General features: G+C 45.0%; 10 protein-coding genes. 5 read left to right on the top strand and 5 right to left on the bottom strand.

What is annotated here, in order from left to right; all coding sequences use genetic code 11:
• The first annotated feature begins 4 nt into the window (after positions 1-4).
• Together V7Q33_RS10250 and V7Q33_RS10245 are read left to right on the top strand one after the other, a co-directional pair.
• Positions 5-907, top strand: a complete 903-nt coding sequence (locus V7Q33_RS10250; RefSeq protein ID WP_331979961.1) for a PorP/SprF family type IX secretion system membrane protein — start codon at positions 5-7, stop codon at positions 905-907.
• Positions 908-912: 5 nt separating this feature from the next.
• A complete protein-coding gene (locus V7Q33_RS10245; RefSeq protein WP_333819773.1) occupies positions 913-3,081 on the top strand; it encodes an OmpA family protein in 2,169 nt (722 codons plus the stop codon).
• A 304-nt stretch (positions 3,082-3,385) separates the two neighbouring features.
• Here the strand turns inward: V7Q33_RS10245 and V7Q33_RS10240 are convergent, their stop codons facing one another.
• The 5 genes from V7Q33_RS10240 to V7Q33_RS10220 all read right to left on the bottom strand — a co-directional run bounded on the left by V7Q33_RS10240 (position 3,386) and on the right by V7Q33_RS10220 (position 9,146).
• Positions 3,386-3,823: an RrF2 family transcriptional regulator gene (locus V7Q33_RS10240; protein WP_331979955.1), complete on the bottom strand. Its 438-nt coding sequence runs from the start codon at positions 3,821-3,823 to the stop codon at positions 3,386-3,388.
• 147 nt (positions 3,824-3,970) lie between these two features.
• Positions 3,971-4,819, bottom strand: coding sequence for a universal stress protein (locus tag V7Q33_RS10235; protein ID WP_333819772.1), 849 nt, complete (start codon positions 4,817-4,819; stop codon positions 3,971-3,973).
• Positions 4,820-5,143: 324 nt separating this feature from the next.
• The gene (locus V7Q33_RS10230) at positions 5,144-6,166 is read right to left on the bottom strand and encodes a DUF2278 family protein (RefSeq protein ID WP_331979951.1); all 1,023 of its coding nucleotides are present in this window, start codon (positions 6,164-6,166) and stop codon (positions 5,144-5,146) included.
• A gap of 27 nt (positions 6,167-6,193) precedes the next feature.
• Positions 6,194-8,215, bottom strand: coding sequence for a phospholipase D-like domain-containing protein (locus V7Q33_RS10225; RefSeq protein WP_333819771.1), 2,022 nt, complete (start codon positions 8,213-8,215; stop codon positions 6,194-6,196).
• Positions 8,202-9,146, bottom strand: coding sequence for a trypsin-like serine peptidase (locus V7Q33_RS10220; RefSeq protein WP_331975028.1), 945 nt, complete (start codon positions 9,144-9,146; stop codon positions 8,202-8,204). Before V7Q33_RS10220 ends, V7Q33_RS10225 begins: the two co-directional genes overlap by 14 nt.
• Positions 9,147-9,576: 430 nt before the next feature.
• On the opposite strand from V7Q33_RS10220, the gene V7Q33_RS10215 reads away from it, so the two are divergent.
• The 3 genes from V7Q33_RS10215 to V7Q33_RS10205 all read left to right on the top strand — a co-directional run bounded on the left by V7Q33_RS10215 (position 9,577) and on the right by V7Q33_RS10205 (position 17,695).
• Entirely contained in the window at positions 9,577-10,749 is a 1,173-nt protein-coding gene (locus V7Q33_RS10215; RefSeq protein WP_333819770.1) for an NUMOD4 domain-containing protein, read from the top strand.
• Positions 10,750-11,208: 459 nt separating this feature from the next.
• Complete coding sequence (locus V7Q33_RS10210; protein WP_333819769.1) at positions 11,209-13,113, top strand: SPFH domain-containing protein; 1,905 nt, start codon at positions 11,209-11,211, stop codon at positions 13,111-13,113.
• 346 nt (positions 13,114-13,459) lie between these two features.
• Positions 13,460-17,695, top strand: a complete 4,236-nt coding sequence (locus V7Q33_RS10205; RefSeq protein ID WP_333819768.1) for a hybrid sensor histidine kinase/response regulator — start codon at positions 13,460-13,462, stop codon at positions 17,693-17,695.
• Positions 17,696-17,940: the final 245 nt, after the last annotated feature.

Here is a 17,940-nt window from a genome sequence, read left to right as displayed (position 1 = left end):
TACAATGAAAAAGATATATACATTCATAATTGGAAGTCTATTCAGTTTCGGAGCATTTGCACAGCAGGATGCCCAGTACTCGCAATATATGTTCAATATGCTCTCCGTCAATCCGGCCTATGCGGGTAGTCGGGATGTACTGAGTGTTACGGCACTTCGGCGCTGGCAATGGGTTGGAATTGAAGGTGCGCCCAAGACTACCACCTTTACAGCTGATCTTCCTGTATGGCACGAAAAAATTGGCCTTGGCATTTCTGTCGTGAATGACCAGATAGGCGTTACAAAAAACAACTCGTTATATACCAGTTATGCATACCGGATTCGGTTTCTGAACGGAAGCACGCTGGCTTTCGGTCTTCAGGCTGGTTTTACCAATATGAGAGCGAACTTCCTGTCATTGAAAACCACAACGTCTGGCGACCAGGTTTTCATGCAGAATGTTAATGAATGGCTGCCAAATTTTGGTGCGGGAATTTACTATAGCACTGATAAATTTTACCTGGGATTCGCTTCTCCTCATCTTATTAACAATACTATCATTGACGGCACAGAGTCTATTCAGAAACAACATTTTTTTGGAATGGCGGGCTATGTGTTACATACCTCTGATGTTGTTGCGCTGAAGCCCTCCATCTTGATGAAATATGTTCAGGGTGCGCCGCTGGAAGCAGATTTTAATATCAACGCCTGGTTTTATGACCGGGTTGCGGTAGGTGCATCTTACAGAACCGGCGATGCTATAATAGGCTTGGCAGAATTTCAAATCAATCAGCAGTTAAGATTTGGATATGCTTATGATATGACCTTGACACGACTGAAAGGCTATAGCAGCGGAAGTCATGAAATTATGGTTCGCTATGAATTCGGATCCACAAAGAAAAAAATTCTTACACCACGTTATTTCTAAATGCCATGACCCATTTTTATAAAGGTTCTTTAGTTTTCTCGATGTTGTTTTTCGTGTTTGGAAAATTTGATGCAAGGGGTCAGGTTTCCTTCACACTAAAAGAAGCAGATCGATTTTATGAAAATTATCACTATGCTGCAGCTATTCCCTTGTACGAAAATTGGCTGGCAAAGCGACCGCATGATACACCGGTGATTGAAAAGCTTGCAGATTCATATTCAAAGATCAATGATTCCGGAAATGAAGAACGATTGTATAAAAAACTGATTGACGAAAACCCTGCAGACAAGAATGGGCTGTTTAAATACGCATCGGCACTGGCAAAAAATGGCAAGTATGAGCAGTCGATCCAGTACTTCAAATTGTTTAGCGAAAAGGGAGGTGATGCTCGCGGACTGCGATATGCTGCTGCACTTCAAAATCGGGATAAGCTTTATAAGGATTCTTTGAAGGTTGTTATTAAACCTTTGATTGTTAATTCCAGGAATGACGATTTTTCTCCTGCCTTCTATAAGAATGGTATCTTATTTTGCTCAGACCGCAGATCCGGAAAAGTAACGAAGACCTTTGACTGGAATCAAAGTGCTTACCTCGACATCTATTACCTGAAGGACACCAGTGATGTTTACAAGGCGAATGAAAGCGCTGAAGTGGGAAGTAAACAAAAAAAGAGTTCAGTAGTTCCGCAGACACACAGCGACTATACCTATCAAACCAGTAACGATACACGCACGCTGGGTTATTTTAACAGACCAGTACATAACGACTCTTTACAGCTGGATGGCACTCGCCTGGTTAAATTCAGCAATGCCATAAACACAAAATATCACGAAGGGCCTCTGGTATTTTTCAACGGCGAGGATTCTGTAATCTTTACACGAAACAATTACTATAAGGGTAAATATAAAACCGATAGCGAGGGAGTAAACAAGCTCAAACTGTTTACAGCAAAACGGGAAGGCGAGACATGGTCAGTAAAAGGTTTTCCGTTTAACAGCGATCAATACTCGGTGGGGCATCCTGCGTTAAGTCCCGATAATAAAATTTTATTTTTTGCCTCCGACATGCCCGGTGGGAAGGGCGGTACTGATATCTGGTATTGCAACTGGAGCCCGAACGGCTGGAGTAAGCCACAAAATCTGGCGGAAGTAAATACAGAAGGTCAGGAGATGTTTCCTTTTGTTGATGAGCAGGGTAATTTATTTCTTGCTTCCGATGGCTGGGGTGGTTTGGGAGGTTTGGATGTTTTCTATGCCAGAAATTCCGGACAGGGATTTGACACTCCCCGCAACGTTGGGTCTCCTATAAATTCAAGTAAAGATGATTTTGGATTAATTGTCAGGGATGATGGCCGAACCGGGTATTTTTCATCGGGAAGAAATTGGAATAAAACACTGGATGATATCTATTATTTTAAATCGAAAACGCCACTTGTCAAATCATATTTCCTGAAAGGGATCGCCAAAGAAGATTCAACGAACAAAGTATTGCCTCAAACAACCATTGTTCTTTTGAATGAGAAGGAAGAGCAGATTGCTGTTGTGGAAACAGGCGCAGATGGAAGTTATTCTTTCCCTGTCGAGCCTGACCAGAAGTATCGCCTGAAGGCTGATAAGAATAACTATATTCCTTATACAAAATCGGTTTCCACCGAAGGAATGGAACCTGGTGACTCAACACGGGTTGATGCTATTCTTTCGAAAAAAGATTCGTCCTCACTTCCTATTGCACTTGCGGATAGTAAGACAAATAAAACACCGGATCGTGCAGATCTAAAAGAGAAGAAAAATAATCAGGATACAGAGACCGAAAAGAGTCTGAAGGTAAATCCAATTTATTTTGATCTTGGTAAGTCAAATATTCGCCCGGATGCAGCGAAGGAACTTGATAAAATAGTGGCTGTGATGATGGAGAATCCTGCGATGAAAATAGAGCTTGGTTCCCATACCGATGCCAGAGGAAGTGATGCTTTCAATCTATCGCTGTCGGACAGAAGAGCAAAGGCTTCTGCAAGTTACATTATATCCAAAGGTATTTCGCCTGATCGCATTGTGGGTAAAGGATATGGTGAATCGAAACTGGTTAATGGTTGTTCGAACAATGTGAAATGTTCTGAAGCCGAACATCAGTTAAACAGGAGGACAGAATTTATTGTTATCAGTATAGTTGACTGACAACAGGATTTGATCTCCTCACGGAATTTGTCTGTCATAAACTATATCATGTTGTCTTTTGCAAAAGAATGAAAGGCAACAGAGGAAGCGTTGAAGTATATAAATGATACACCTGGGTAGCCTGCGGGTGGCAGCTGTGTATCAGATATATACTTCTTCGATACTTCCAATCGCCAGCCATATCAAGGCTATACTTTCATTCTTTGCTTTCCTGAGCGGCAGTGTACGATTGAACAGAGGTTTACAGCGAGCGAATGTGAATATTGCGGATAAATAGCGGTGTAGCTATATTCCTACAAGAGAGTTAAGTAAGAAGTTTTTTTGAGAGCGATCCATTCACCAGGTCAGACAAGGTGTTGCCGGAAAGTATCTTGAGTGTTTCATCGCGCACCTGGCCGAAGAGCCGGTTGATGGAGCATGTGTGCTCATCTTCGCACATACCACATGATGCGTAGAAGTTAAGCGAAACGCAAGGTAGCATGGCCACCGCGCCATCAATCAATCGGATCACTTCAATAATGCGGATAGTATCGGCGCTTTGTTTCAGATAATAGCCGCCTCCTTTTCCTTTTTTACTGCCCAGTATGCCGGAGTTCTTCAGGTCGAGCAGAATCACTTCCAGAAATTTTTTCGGAATCTTTTTAGTCCCGGCTATTTCACCAATGGTAACAGAAGCACCCTTGTCCAGCTCGGCCAGGTAAAGCAGTGCATGCAGTGCATATTGACATTTCTTCGAAAGCATGGTTAATGAGTTCTGCGTAAAGGTATCGATTTAAAGTATAAAAATATATTCATCAGCATTGCCCGTGTTTTGTGCTATAGCGGCAGGGCAATAAAAAAGGCTTTGTGAAAAAAGCCTCTTTTAAATGTATTGCGTGCAGCAGATGCATTATGCCTGCCCCAGCTCACAAGTCCATATCGGGCAATCTACATGGTTCACTACATCTTCGGCAATGCTTCCGGAAAAGAAGTGCGCCAGTCCTTTGCGGCCGTGAGTAGCCATAGCAATCATATCGGCACGCGCATCATGTGTAAAGGAGATAATACCTGCTGGCTCGTCTGTGCTGGTAATCACATTTATTGTGCAGCGTTCAAAATGATAGTACTCGGCAAAGGTGTGCAGCTCGGCACGTATATCTTTTTCCGGGCGATAATTTACCGGTGTATTTACATACAGCACGTGTAACTGTGCTTGCAGAAAATCCTGAAGCTCTTTTACCCTGGCCACAAAATGATGGTGGCTAAGGTCTGGCAACGTTGGGAGCACAATGCTGCGAAGCGACTCCAGTGCTACAGGTGATTTTATAGCCAACACCGGTACATGCGAGAAGCGCACGATCTTTTCAGCATTCGATCCTACAAAAAATTCTTTCAACCCGGTGGCACCGTGTGTACCCATTACCACCAGGTCTATAGAATGATCTTCTATAAATTGCGTGGCGGTTTCTGTAAGCGGCCCATGATCGGTATAAAAACTGATCGTCACCGCATCCGTGTCAACGTTGTGCGATCGTATCAGTTCTTCAAAATTTTTTTGCGCATCTTTTTCCAGCTCTTCCTGCAAAGCAGCATTGTATACATAAGGTTGGGCAACAAAAGACGTTTCGTACGCAGGCGCAAATTCAATGGCATGCATCACCATTACTTCGCCTTTATTTTTTGTGGCAATTTCAACAGCCAGGTCAAAAGCCTGTGCAGCCGTGCCGGAAAAATCGCAGGGGACCAGAATCTTTTTCATGACGTGATCTTTTTACTGTAAAGAAAATCAACTGCAAAATTGAGAATGCCGGATGGCATAGCATGATCTGCAACGAAAGTTGCACGATGCTGAAACTAACGGTGCAGATCCACAGGCCGGGAACACCAAAACAACACTAAGCCTGAATGAACGCACAGGCTCATTTTTAGCAATAACGAATTTTACTCCGTGGTCGTTCCCGTTCACTATTTCGTTTCCCATAAAAAAATAACCCCTGCTCTGGTTAGAACAAGGGTTAAATAAATACATCAAAAATTTTAACTCAATCGGCCAGTAGCCTGAAGCCGGCCGCCTTGTAGCCATTTAAAGCTCAACCAGGTGCCCTTCCTTTGTAGCGTCCTTCTTTGTGTACGATACGCCATCAATCTTTATTCCCTGTTTATTCAACAAAGTGATAATGCCTCCGTTGTTGCCAAGCTGTGCACCTTTGCCGGTCAGATTGATTCGAACAACATCGCCGGCATTAATCGTTTTATGATCGATTACATCCGTATTCTTTTTGGTCTTGTCTACAATCTTCCAGCCTTCCAGATTAATGGGCTGGTCGGATGTGTTGAGCAGTATAACATACTCTTTGCCTACATCTGCCTTGCGCGGATTAACCATGGCCGCAATGATACGCACGGGTGTAGAATTTTCGGGTTGGTGTTCCTGCCCCTGTGGCACATCGGCCAGCGGGTTGCCCGTAACATCGTCTGTATGCCATACCTGCACCTGGAAGGCAATGAACACCGCTACCCATTTATTTTTGGAAGGGAAGTGTAGCAGCAAGCCACCATCCTGGTATATACCATTGTCTTTTGCATAGCGGCCGGTGTTGCCCTGGTTCATGTGTATATCATGTATACCATTACCAGGAGTGAAGTGGAAATATTGATCGGGCTTGCCTTGTTCCGGTCCCCATTTTTCACCAAAAGCATATATACGTGCATCGTCTTCCTGGATGGCTTGTTGAATATAGAAATCAACCTTTTCATTCAGGTCGTTATCAGCGCCCGGTTTGTTATAAGGTATAGGCTTCATGGCATCAGGCGGAAATAGATTTCTGCGGATAAAGTCCAGCGCTATAGAATCTACACGCGAAGGAACAGGGGTAAAGCCATCGCGCAGATCTTCGTTCAGTATATCCTGCAGAATAGCATGGTGAAAATCGTCATCCATGTAGAACAATACTTCCGGCGGACTCACCTGTGATTTTACGTTCACAGCAATGCGGTGTATTTCGCCACCCGCGTCAATCTTGATCTGGAAATGTTCGTTGGAAGGTGTAGCCTGAATCCGGTCTACCGCCTTTCCTTTCAATACTCCATAATTTTTAATAGGCATAACTGTAAATATTTAGGGTTTGTAGAATTAAGAAGAGAAATATTCTTTCCAGCTGATCTTGCTCAGGCCATCATCCAGGAGCGATGCTTCTTCACCGGCATTGCCAAGGATAACCGATTCTTCTTTCACAGAAGGTTTTGCACGTCTTTCCCAGTCGTGCAGAAATACATCCTGGTAATAATGTGCTACCACATCGTTATAGATCAGCAGGCTTGCATCGCGGTTATACTGCACACCGGCATTCGAGTAATTATGGCTGCCGATGAGAATGCGTTCGCCATCGGCAATAATACCTTTCGTGTGCGTGTTGCTCATCATTTTTACACGGCTCATATCAAAACCATACGCCTGTAGCGCTTCCAGCATCTTGCGGTCCTGATCGCTGCGCTGGGCACGCAGTATAATTCGCCCATCGATGTTTGCATTGTTGATCTTATCCATCAGCGTGTTGAGTAATTCTTCATACTCCGGTGTAATGGTTTCACCAATGGTTATATACTGGTTCTGAAAATATAGCGTGCTCTTGGCCGACCGGATGATGGATAACGCATGCTCGATATAGTTATCAGGTGTTAGCACCGGCTGTATGCGCACCGGTCGTGTTTTGGTAAACGTGATTTTCTTCGGCGGAAAGATTCTATACTTGGCAATCTCGCTCCACTCCAGGGTTTCTTCCGGCAGATACATATCGGGCAGTTCAAACGTTTCGATAAGGTCTGCCTCGGGTTTGGCGGCACTGCGGGTGAAATCCCACTCAATAAATTTCTGGTATATATCCGAGAGTTTCGCGTTGTCTACAAGGATGTGCCACTCGCGGTTATAGTCTTTCAGTAATGCATTGTCGGAAGCGAAATCTTCATCGGGTTGATTGGAGCTTTGCCAATTGCCGCTGGATAGCCAGAACGATTTTTTATCACGCACGGCTACTTTAATATGATACGCATTGTTGCATATACCATTCTTTCCTTTCCACGCTTTTATACTCTTGAAGTTCTGCTTGCCGATTTTGGTGAGGCCGGCAATGATCGTATCTTCTTTTACATCATCTGCTTTGGTTCCCTCTCCCACGTTGGCCGCAGGGTTGCCGTCATATACCAGCGTGAGGCTTACGCCGCGTTTCAGAATTTTCTTCAGCATTTTATAAATCTGTGGTGCCGAGAAATCGTACATCGCTACCTGCAGGTGCTCCTGTGTGTCATCGAGAAATGGCCCTAAGGTTGTCCAGCCAGCTTCAGGGCTTACGTGGCAGGTAAGCGTCATGGCCGCCTGCACTTCTTCCAGCGTAACATTGGTGGGCGGTATATAATTGTTGCCGAGCGATGCTGCTTCCAGTACGGCTGCCTCCTGCTGCGGTGCTGCTAATGATTCGAGGAAGGTTGGCTCCTGTACAGAACGGAGCTGCTGAATCACGGCAGACTCCACTTTTGCATTCGAATGATATTGGAGTATATCGATGGGAGAGGCGGGTACTACATCTACCGGGTAATTTTTAAACGTGGAGGGAAGCAGATCCTGTTGTGTGAGTGATGCCTTGTGAATTTTTCGTTCTACAACGGCTACAATGGCAGGTACATGGGTAATGATACCATTGTCGAACCTATACCCGGGCCGGGCGGTAAGCAAGCCGGCCGCTTTGCCTTTGTATGTATTCAGGAAATCAACAACCACTTCTGCGAGTGCCTGCATCTGCGTATTGCGCGTACGCATCGTCCGTATAGCAGACGGTGCCTGCGAAAGTAAAGACACGCGTTTGCTAATGATGGTAGCTCCTTGCTGTAAACCCCGGATTACTACCGATTTATCTTTGAACTCACTGAGATTAAGCGGCCCGTTGCCCGAAACGATCTGAAGTTTACCACCACCCAGCAGGTATAGCTCGGGCTGCTCATCCAGGCGAAGTGTACCGGTAAATTGTTCCAGATTTATAGCGTGTCCGTTGCCATTACCATTGGTGTGTATGGGTACAGCCCCCGCTATATCTGCTGATCCTGGTTCGAAAAGCGGCTTGAATATATCGGTCACTTTTTTATTGTCGCTATTGATACTCATCTTTTACACGCTTAAAATTGTTAAACATCGGTTCGGTTATACGCGTACCAAAATTGGTGGTGCTGCTGCCGGTGGTATGTATACCCACAATCACGCGCTCGGTTTCGCCCAGCGTAAGCCATAGCCCCGCACCACTTTGCCCGCCGGTAGAATCGGCCGTATAGTATATTTTGTGTTTGGATGACCGATCGATCTCCCGCGCATGGTAGTATTGATTGGGCCACTTGTCTGGATCGTGCGGATAGCCGCATACATTTACAATCTGTTGATTGAGGTGTTCATCGGATGCTGCTGCAAATGCGAACCATCCGATGGAAGGGTGAGCATCTTCATCGAGAATGATTATACCATAATCATAATCCGAATTACGATCGTTTACCCAGCCGTTCGAAGCCTTGAAAAGCGTAGCTTCATATTTACCGAAAGGTTGTTTGTTGTTGCCCCAGGCCGGTATAACTTCTATCTTTTTGGCAAAGCCACCGGCATCGTGCAGAAAAACACAATGGCCAGCCGTGAGCAATACACGCGGACTGATAAAGCATGCGGTGCCGGCATATTGCGACCCGGATTGAGAGGTAATAACCAGTGCAGCAATCTTGCGCCAGGGAAGTTCCGAAGCATCGGGCACTTTCTTGCGATCATCGTTGCCAATGATAAGCTCCAGCGTCTGATCACCAAACGAACCTACTGCGGCATCTGATAACGTACGCAGGGGCGATGTTTCCGGCATAATGGTTTGCGGAGCTACCCCGCTTCCGGTGCGCGCAGGCAGATGCAGTTCGGTATACGTGGCAAATGTGCGGGTTACTACTGCGGGCGGTGCGGTTAAAACAGGTTCGATGAGAGCAGCTTCTTCATCGCCTTTGGGCACATACGTGTCGCTGGAGATAAGATCGTCCAGGTTGGGATTGTCAAGAACGGGTTCTGGCATATAGTATATTTTTGGTTAGGCGATTTCGAAACCATCTGCCTTGCCACAAGCTTGCCATTCCCCGCACACTAAAAATTTTCCAATCCATAAGCATTGTCACAACAGCAAATCCAAACAATCACCACAAAGCGTGGCGCTCATTTGTTTAGTCTTTTATTATGTTTTATTTCGATTCCAGGTGGGCTATAGATCAACAACAACGATCGGTCAAGGAATCTGCATCGAATATAGCGGTTTGCTAAATATTCACCAACAGGCTGATATTAATTCTATGTAAATAACCGATCACATGAAATGGTTATCTGCGGTTAAGCTGGATGAAGTATAGGCGATTTTACGGAGATATTAGTAAAAACATGATATACATCTCCGTATAAATACGGATTTCCCTGCGAATACTACCGGCAGCAACAAGCATTAATTTTACGCTATGAATGCCAAAGGGATATTTCCTTATCAGAATATAGCGCTTACCAACCTGCCCGGAGAAAAATGGAAAGATATACCAGATTTTGAAGGGTTATATAAAATATCAAATTACGGTCGTGTAAAGTCGATGCCGCGTGAGCGCGTCATGAACTCCCCGCATGGCGGAGTATACATGTCCAAAGAGATGATCCGGAAATCCAAACTGGATGTAAAGCTCAATAAGACCATCGGGCAGAACTTGTATACCTTGCTCATCACATTATACAGAGATGGCATGACCTTTCACTTCTCTGTAGCACGGCTGGTATACTATACCTTTGGAAAACCGTTTGACTTGGAAGACCATACCATCTATATATCTTATAAAGATCACGATGGCCGTAATGTACATATCTCCAATCTTGTTAAATCAGATATTCAAACCATCAAGCTTCTTTCGTATGAAGAAGGAAGAGCAGTAAGCCACCTCTCGGTGTTAAGTAAACCCGTAACACAGTTTGACGCTGCCGGCAACCCGATCGAGAGTTTTGCCAGCATGTATGAAGCAGGTAAAAAGACGGGGTTGAACGAACGTAACATTGCAGCGGTAGTAAGTGGCACCGATCACATGTATAAAGGTTTCTTCTGGAAAGCCGGTATACATACCCGCAAGCTGAACCTCAGCAAAATAAGTCGCAATACCGAGCAGGAACGCATTAACACAGGCTTGCAAGAGCGGTTGGGATTAAAGAAAATCGATCGGACAAGTCCACCGGCCTATCTGAATCTTTCTACACAAACCATGAAAGGTGAGCGTTGGCTCGATGTGCCCGGCTACGAAGGCTTATACCAGGTGTCGTCTCTGGGGCGTGTAAAAGCATTGCAGAAAATTTCCGAAGGCAAACAACAAAAGTGGATGCCAGAACGCATTCAGCGCCTTACGATCGATTTCAGACCCGGACCAAAAGGAAAAGAAATCCCTGGCAGTGCATTTGCCTGCATGGCCAGCAATGGTGTAAAAAAGTTAGTCTCCGTGCCCCGCCTGGTATATTACCTGTTCGTCAGGAAATTTGATCTGGCCGATTCTTCTACGCGCGTATACTATAAAGATGGTAACTCTCTAAATCTGCACTATAAAAACCTGATGCTTAAACGTGGCGTTTGGTCGTTTAAAAAAGTGCGCGAGAGGGAGTAATCGTTTGCACCGTTCGCTGCTATAGTTCCCATTGTGTGAAACATTTTATGGTGAAAGCTGGAAGATCATTTCAGAACAGTATAATCGTTGGCAGTAATCGCCGTTTTTAGCATTCCTGTCGCCACTACAGGCTATAGCAGAATTTTATATATACTCTGTAAAGGTTACAGTTCCACGCTGTTTTGTGGATAAATAAATATGAAATCAGCTACGTAACATTTTGATTCCTGATAAAGTTTAAAAGGTATCGGAGCTTGATAATGACAAGTTTCGAATACATTGAAAACAACAGCATTTACTACACCCTATACTTCTTCCTTTTTGTGGAAGTATACCAACCGGAACAGAGTCCTCATTCCAGGCAAGATCAGCAAGATTTCTCCTCCTTCATTACTACCCTGATATAGTACTATATATTATTTCTAATTGTAAACTAAACTATTTTAAAAAATCTAATTTATGACAAATCCTATTCTAGGTTATTTGTGGATACCCCTTGTGGTTATCTGTATCGTGTTGTACAAATATATACTGAGGTTCCTGTTCGGTATGGTCATTGTGCCGGAAGACAGGATCGGATTGGTAACAAAGAAATTCGTATTGATTGGCCCGCATCGCGAATTGCCCGATGGCCGAATTATAGCTACGCAAGGTGAAGCCGGCTTTCAGGCAAAGACGCTCGCACCCGGACTATATTTCGGAATGTGGGTGTGGCAATACGAAGTAAATATGGAGCAATTCACGATTATACCCGAAGGAAAGATAGGCCTCGTGCTGGCGAAAGACGGTGCGGAAATTCCTACCGGTAATATACTCGGCTTGCGTGTAGACAGCGACAATTACCAGGATGCAGAAAAGTTCCTGAACAATGGCGGCCAACGCGGTAGGCAGGCGAACTATATTACTTCCGGTTCATATCGTATCAACACCTTATTATTCCAGGTATCGATTACCGATATGGTGCGCATACAGGAGAGTCGCGTAGGTATAGTTACCACGTTGGATGGTTTGCCCATCGAGCCCGGACAGATCGCAGGTACAATGGTAGAAGGCCACAACAACTTCCAGGACTTCAATAGGTTTATCAAGAACGGTGGTAATCGTGGTCTGCAACCGCAGGTGATACTCGCAGGTTCGTATAACCTGAACCCCTGGGCTGTGCAAATCGAAGAAATATGGATGACCGAAATTCCGATTGGATATGTAGGTGTAGTGATCTCGTATGTAGGACAGGACGGCCATGACCTTACCGGTGAAGAGTTTAAGCACGGTAACATTGTGGAGAAAGGCTATAAAGGCGTATGGCTGGAACCGCTCGGCCCTGGTAAATATCCGATCAACAAATATACCATGAAGGTAGAGCTTGTGCCTACCACCAATCTGGTGTTGAACTGGGCGAGTGCACGCAGCGAAGCACACAACCTGGATAAAAACCTGTCAACGATCACAGTGCGATCTAAAGACGGTTTCCCTTTCAACCTGGACGTAGCGCAGATCATTCACGTACCCACTACAGAAGCTCCGAAAGTAATTGCACGCTTCGGTAATATGATCAACCTTGTGTCGCAGGTACTGGAACCAACCATTGGTAACTACTTCCGTAACTCTGCGCAGGATAGTGACGTGATCGCCTTCTTGAGCACACGTAAAGAAAGACAGGAGTCAGCGAAGTTCCACATCAAAAAAGTACTGGATGAGTATAACGTAAATGCAGTAGATACGCTGATTGGAGACATTGTACCGCCGGAGTCATTGATGAAAACATTGACTGACCGTAAGATTGCAGAAGAACAAAAGATTACCTACGATACACAGAAGAAAGCACAGGAAACGCGCCAGGGTATGGAGAAGGAAACGGCCATTGCCGATATGCAGAAAGATATTGTGCGCGCACAACAGAGTGTTGAGATTGCCGAGCGTACAGCGCACGCAACGGTAAAAAAATCGGAAGGTGATGCTGCGAGTGTTAAGCTCGCGGTGAGTGCAGAAGCAGAAGCTACCAAGATGCGGGCACACGCAGAAGCCGAAGCAACGAAAGCCAGGGCACAGGCGGATTCAGAAGCGATCAAACTGAAAGCCTCTGCGCAAGCTGAACAGATTGCTGTAACCGGTAATGCAGAAGCAGAGAAAATTCTCGCCGTTGGTAAATCTACTGCAGAGGCATACGAACTCGCGGTGAAAGCATTGGGTGGTGAAAACTTTACGAGGTATAAAATTACCGAAGAGCTTTCGAAGGGGCACATCAAACTTATACCCGATGTGTTGATCGGAGGTGCCAACGGAAATGGCAACGCCATGGACGGACTGCTGGGATTAAAGCTTATGGAAATGATGGACCCCAAAAAAGGCGAAGCAAAAGCGTAAGGTAAAGATCAATGCTAAACCAAAGACAGCGTACAATCGCTGTCTTTTTTGTTTCCCACGGATTTCATAGAATTTCACAGAATGTAAGCACACTCTTAACACACACTCACCCCTCCAGTAGCTGGCGGCCGGAGCCAGTAGCTTTTAAGTTTGAACATCTAACCACTAACATATTTCTCTGCGCGAAAAGCTAATGTCCGCGTTCTGGGTGAAAATAGTTTTTGTATATTCGGAACAATAGCTGCCTGTGCACTCGCATACAAATTGCAATTCCGCGGAGCCGGCAGTGCCGATGCCTCTTGTCTGAGCTGAGGTTGGTATATTCCTTCGTTTATCAGCAGTTGTTATGCATATTGTTCGGTATATTATATATATTCTGTTTGCACTTATACTTGGGCCGGGTATTATACTGGCACAGCAAAAAAGTATAAAATTCAGGCATCTCAATACCTCCCATGGCCTTTCACAAGATCACGTCAATGCCATCCTGAAAGGCTACAAAGGTTTCATGTGGTTTGCCACAGATGAAGGCCTCAATAAATATGATGGATACGAATTTAATGTATATCGTCACGACCCGGCAGATACCACTTCCATCAGCAATAACTATGTGTACGATATGCTGGAAGACGATAAGAATCACCTGTGGGTTGCTACTGGCAGCGGACTGGATATACTCGACCGTGAGCGTGATATCTTTATGCATTATAGTCCCACGGACTCGTTGATCTCGGTGCGAGACATTTATCAGGATAAGAAGAACAGAATATGGCTAGGCACCACCATCGGGCTGTTTTTATTTGAAAGAGACTCCAAAGCATTTAAACAATATCTCTATAACGACAAGGGGCAGTTCAGTCTTAACCAGAACTATATTTACAAGATCACCGAAGACACCGATGGTGATTTGTGGATTGCCACACAGGATGGGTTAAATCGTTTCAATCCGGAAACAGGAAAATACCAGCGCTATGTACACGACCCCGAAGACACATACAGCGTTGGGGCGAACTGGATAAAAAGTGTATACACCGATGCAAAAGGAAACGTATGGGTAGGCACACAAGGCGGAGGTATAGCACTGTATAATAAGGCCGCCGATAACTTTAAAAACTATTATCACAATCCCTCTGATCCGTACAGTCTGGGGTATAATGATATACTTTCCTTTGCGGAGGATGCCGGCGGAAGACTCTGGATTGGTACGGAGAACGGTGGCATCAGTATCTTTAATTACAAGACGGAAACTTTTACAACCTATCAACACAATCTGTTTGATGAGAGCAGTGTAAGCAACAATTCTATTTATAGCATCTATAAAGATGATATCGGCAATATGTGGATCGGCACATGGTCTGGAGGCGTTAATTTTGTTCCACGCTTCGGCCAGAAGTTTGAGCTATATACCCAGGTAGCAAACGACAAGGGTCTTTCCAGTAATATTATTCTTGCCATTGCCGGCGACAGCAAGGGAAATTTCTGGATTGGCACTGATGGTGGCGGATTGAATTGCTTCAACCGGGCAACCAAAACATTTACCAGCTACCGACATAATCCTGCAAACCCTAATAGTCTTGCAAGCGACTATGTGCTTTCGGTTGTAGAAGCGAGCCCGGGAGTACTGGCATTGGGATATCATCGTGGTGGCTTCGATCTGTTTGATACACGCACAGGTAAATTTATACACCACATGCCTGAGGAAGGCAACCCGCGAAGCCTCGCAACCACTACGCTTAACATTGTATTTAAAGACAGCGACTCCAGACTTTGGATTGGCGCATGGGGAGGAGGTATAGGATTGTATCATCCGGAGACACGCGACTTTACCTGGTATAAGCATAACCCCCGCGACAGGAATAGTCTTAGCGATGACTTTATTCATTCCATAGGTGAGGATGCAAAGGGCAATATATGGGTGGGCACCGGGTCTGGACTCAATATGTTCGATAAGCGAACCGGGCAGTTTGTGTGTTTTCGAAATAACATCGCCGATCCAAAAAGCTTAAGCCACGATGTAGTGGAGTGTATCCTGCTCGACCATAATAACAATATGTGGTTCGGCACTGCCGGTGGTGTAAGCCTGTATAACAGCGAAGAGAATAATTTTACATCTTATTTCGAGAAAGACGGCCTTCCCAACAACATGATTCGCAGTATGCTGGAAGATAATCATGGCAACCTGTGGATCACTTCAAATAAAGGGCTTTCCAAATTTTCTCCCCAAACGAAGAGTGTAAGAAACTATAGCACGGCAGACGGATTGCAGGGAAATGAATTTAAATCACATTCCTGCTTTAAGGCAAACGATGGAGAAATGTTCTTTGGCGGCCCTAACGGATTGAATGCATTTTATCCGGATAGCCTCCGGGATAATACGTTTATACCACCTATATATTTCACCGATTTTCAAATATTCAATAAAACGATCTCCAATCATACAGGCGATTCCATTCTAAAGAAACACATCAATGCTACACATGAAATTATACTTTCGTACGATCAGTCTGTCTTTACGCTGGAGTTTACAGCCTTGAATTATATACTGCCGGAAAAAAATCAGTATGCGTATAAACTCGATGGCTTTGACAAGGAGTGGAACTATGCAGGCAACAAGCGAACAGCAACATATACAAACCTGGATCCGGGAGTATATGTGTTTCACGTTAAAGCATCCAACAACGATGGACTGTGGAATGAACGGGGTGCCAGTATAAAGATTGTGATTACGCCACCCTTCTGGCTCACCTGGTGGTTCCGTACACTGGCGGTTTTTATTATTGTGGGAAGTATATACCTGTTTATGCGTCTGCGCATAAGTGCTGCGAGCGAGCAAACCGAAGAGTTGGAGCGCCAGGTAAAGATACGTACTGCCGAAGCGGTGCAACGCAAGGAAGCACTCGAAGAACAGGCATACAGCATGAACGAGCTTAACGAGCAGTTGCAGGCGCAGACTGAATTTCTGCAGAGTATAAACGATGAGATACAGGAGCAGCGCGAAGTAGCCGAAGCTGCCCGTATAGAAGCTGAAAACGCCAACCGCGCCAAGAGTATATTTCTGGCCACCATGAGCCATGAAATACGAACGCCGATGAACGGTGTGATTGGAATGGCTTCATTGCTGGCGGAAACAAACCTCACACGGGAGCAACGCGAATACGCCGAGATCATTCGCAGTTCAGGCGAGAGTTTACTGGGAGTGATCAACGATATACTGGATTTCTCCAAGATAGAGTCCGGTAAAATGGAGCTGGAAGAAAAGGATTTTAGTCTTCGCAGTTGTGTGGAAGATGTGCTGGACCTCTTTGCCAACAAAGCTGCCAGCCTTGGCCTCGACCTGATCTACCAGCTGGATCACGATGTGCCCGATCATATTGTAGGCGATAGCTTGCGCTTGCGGCAGATTTTAATAAACCTGGTTGGTAACGCAGTAAAATTCACCAACCAGGGTGAGATCTTTGTTAGTGTACACATGCAGAATAAACATAACGATGAGTATGAGCTGCTCATTGAGGTGCACGATACAGGTATAGGTATACCGGAAGATAAACTCAACCGCTTGTTCCGGGCCTTCTCGCAGGTAGACGCTTCCACCACACGAAAATATGGAGGCACCGGGTTAGGGCTTGCTATATCTGAAAAACTGGTGGAGCTCATGAATGGACGTATATGGATTGAGAGTACGGTAGGGAAGGGGACTACATTTTTCTTCACTATAAAAACACGATTGGGTGAACAGCAGGAACAGTATACACATGACAAAGATGCTCTGTCGCATAAAAAAATGTTGATTGTAGATGACAACGCAACGAATCGACTGATTCTGAAAAATCAATTGCATTTCTGGAATGCCGAGCCGGTAGTTACCAGTTCAGCAAAAGAAGCATTGGAAATACTCAGAAACTCGCAGGATTTTGATTTGATCATGACGGATATGCAAATGCCGGAAATGGATGGGCTGCAGTTCGCCAGAATGGTGCGTCAAAAATATCCGGAGCTCCCAATCATGTTGCTGAGCTCTATCGGCGATGATCGCAGCGAAGAATATACCCGTATCTTTTCCAGCATTCTCTCAAAACCCGTAAAGCACAGCCTTCTGTATAAGAGCATTATTACAAGCCTTCGCCGACACGATAAGCCTGTTGTGCAGGAAGAGAAAAGAAAGCAGACACTGCGCAATGATTTTGCCCTACAGTTTCCATTACATATACTCATAGCAGAAGATAACCCGGTAAACCAGAAACTCGCGAAACATGTATTGAATAAACTGGGATATACCCCGGATATAGCGTCTAACGGGCTGGAGGCCATTGAAGCATTTACAACCACAGGGCATAATGTAATTTTGATGGATGTACAAATGCCGGAGATGGACGGGCTGGAAGCTTCACAACGAATACGCCAACATCCGGGCGCCCAACCCATCATTATTGCCATGACGGCCAACGCCATGCAAGGCGACCGCGAGCAATGCCTCAAAGCCGGCATGAACGACTATATCAGTAAACCTGTAAACCTCGAAGAGCTTATGAAAACCCTCGAGAAGTGGGCAGTAACATTGCAAACACAGGCCAGAGCGCTTTAGGGCTTGCTATATACCTATGAATCGATGGACAGGTGTATAGCAATAGTATTCACCGTACTTGGGTACTCTTGGCCATTACCGATAGTCATCGGGATGTGAGAACAAAATCCATTTTATTTCCCACAGAACTCACAGAATAACACAGATCGTTTAGGGTAACCGTTAATATACTCTTCCTGATAACGATTAACGTGTAACAGATAACGCTTCTGTGTAATTCTGTGAAATCTGTGGGAAACAAATTT

It is taken from the genome of Ohtaekwangia sp. (assembly GCF_036786105.1).
Taxonomy (GTDB): domain Bacteria; phylum Bacteroidota; class Bacteroidia; order Cytophagales; family Cyclobacteriaceae; genus Ohtaekwangia.
The sequence above is the reverse complement of the archived record's forward strand: the minus strand, read 5'-3'. Positions and strand labels throughout refer to the sequence as shown.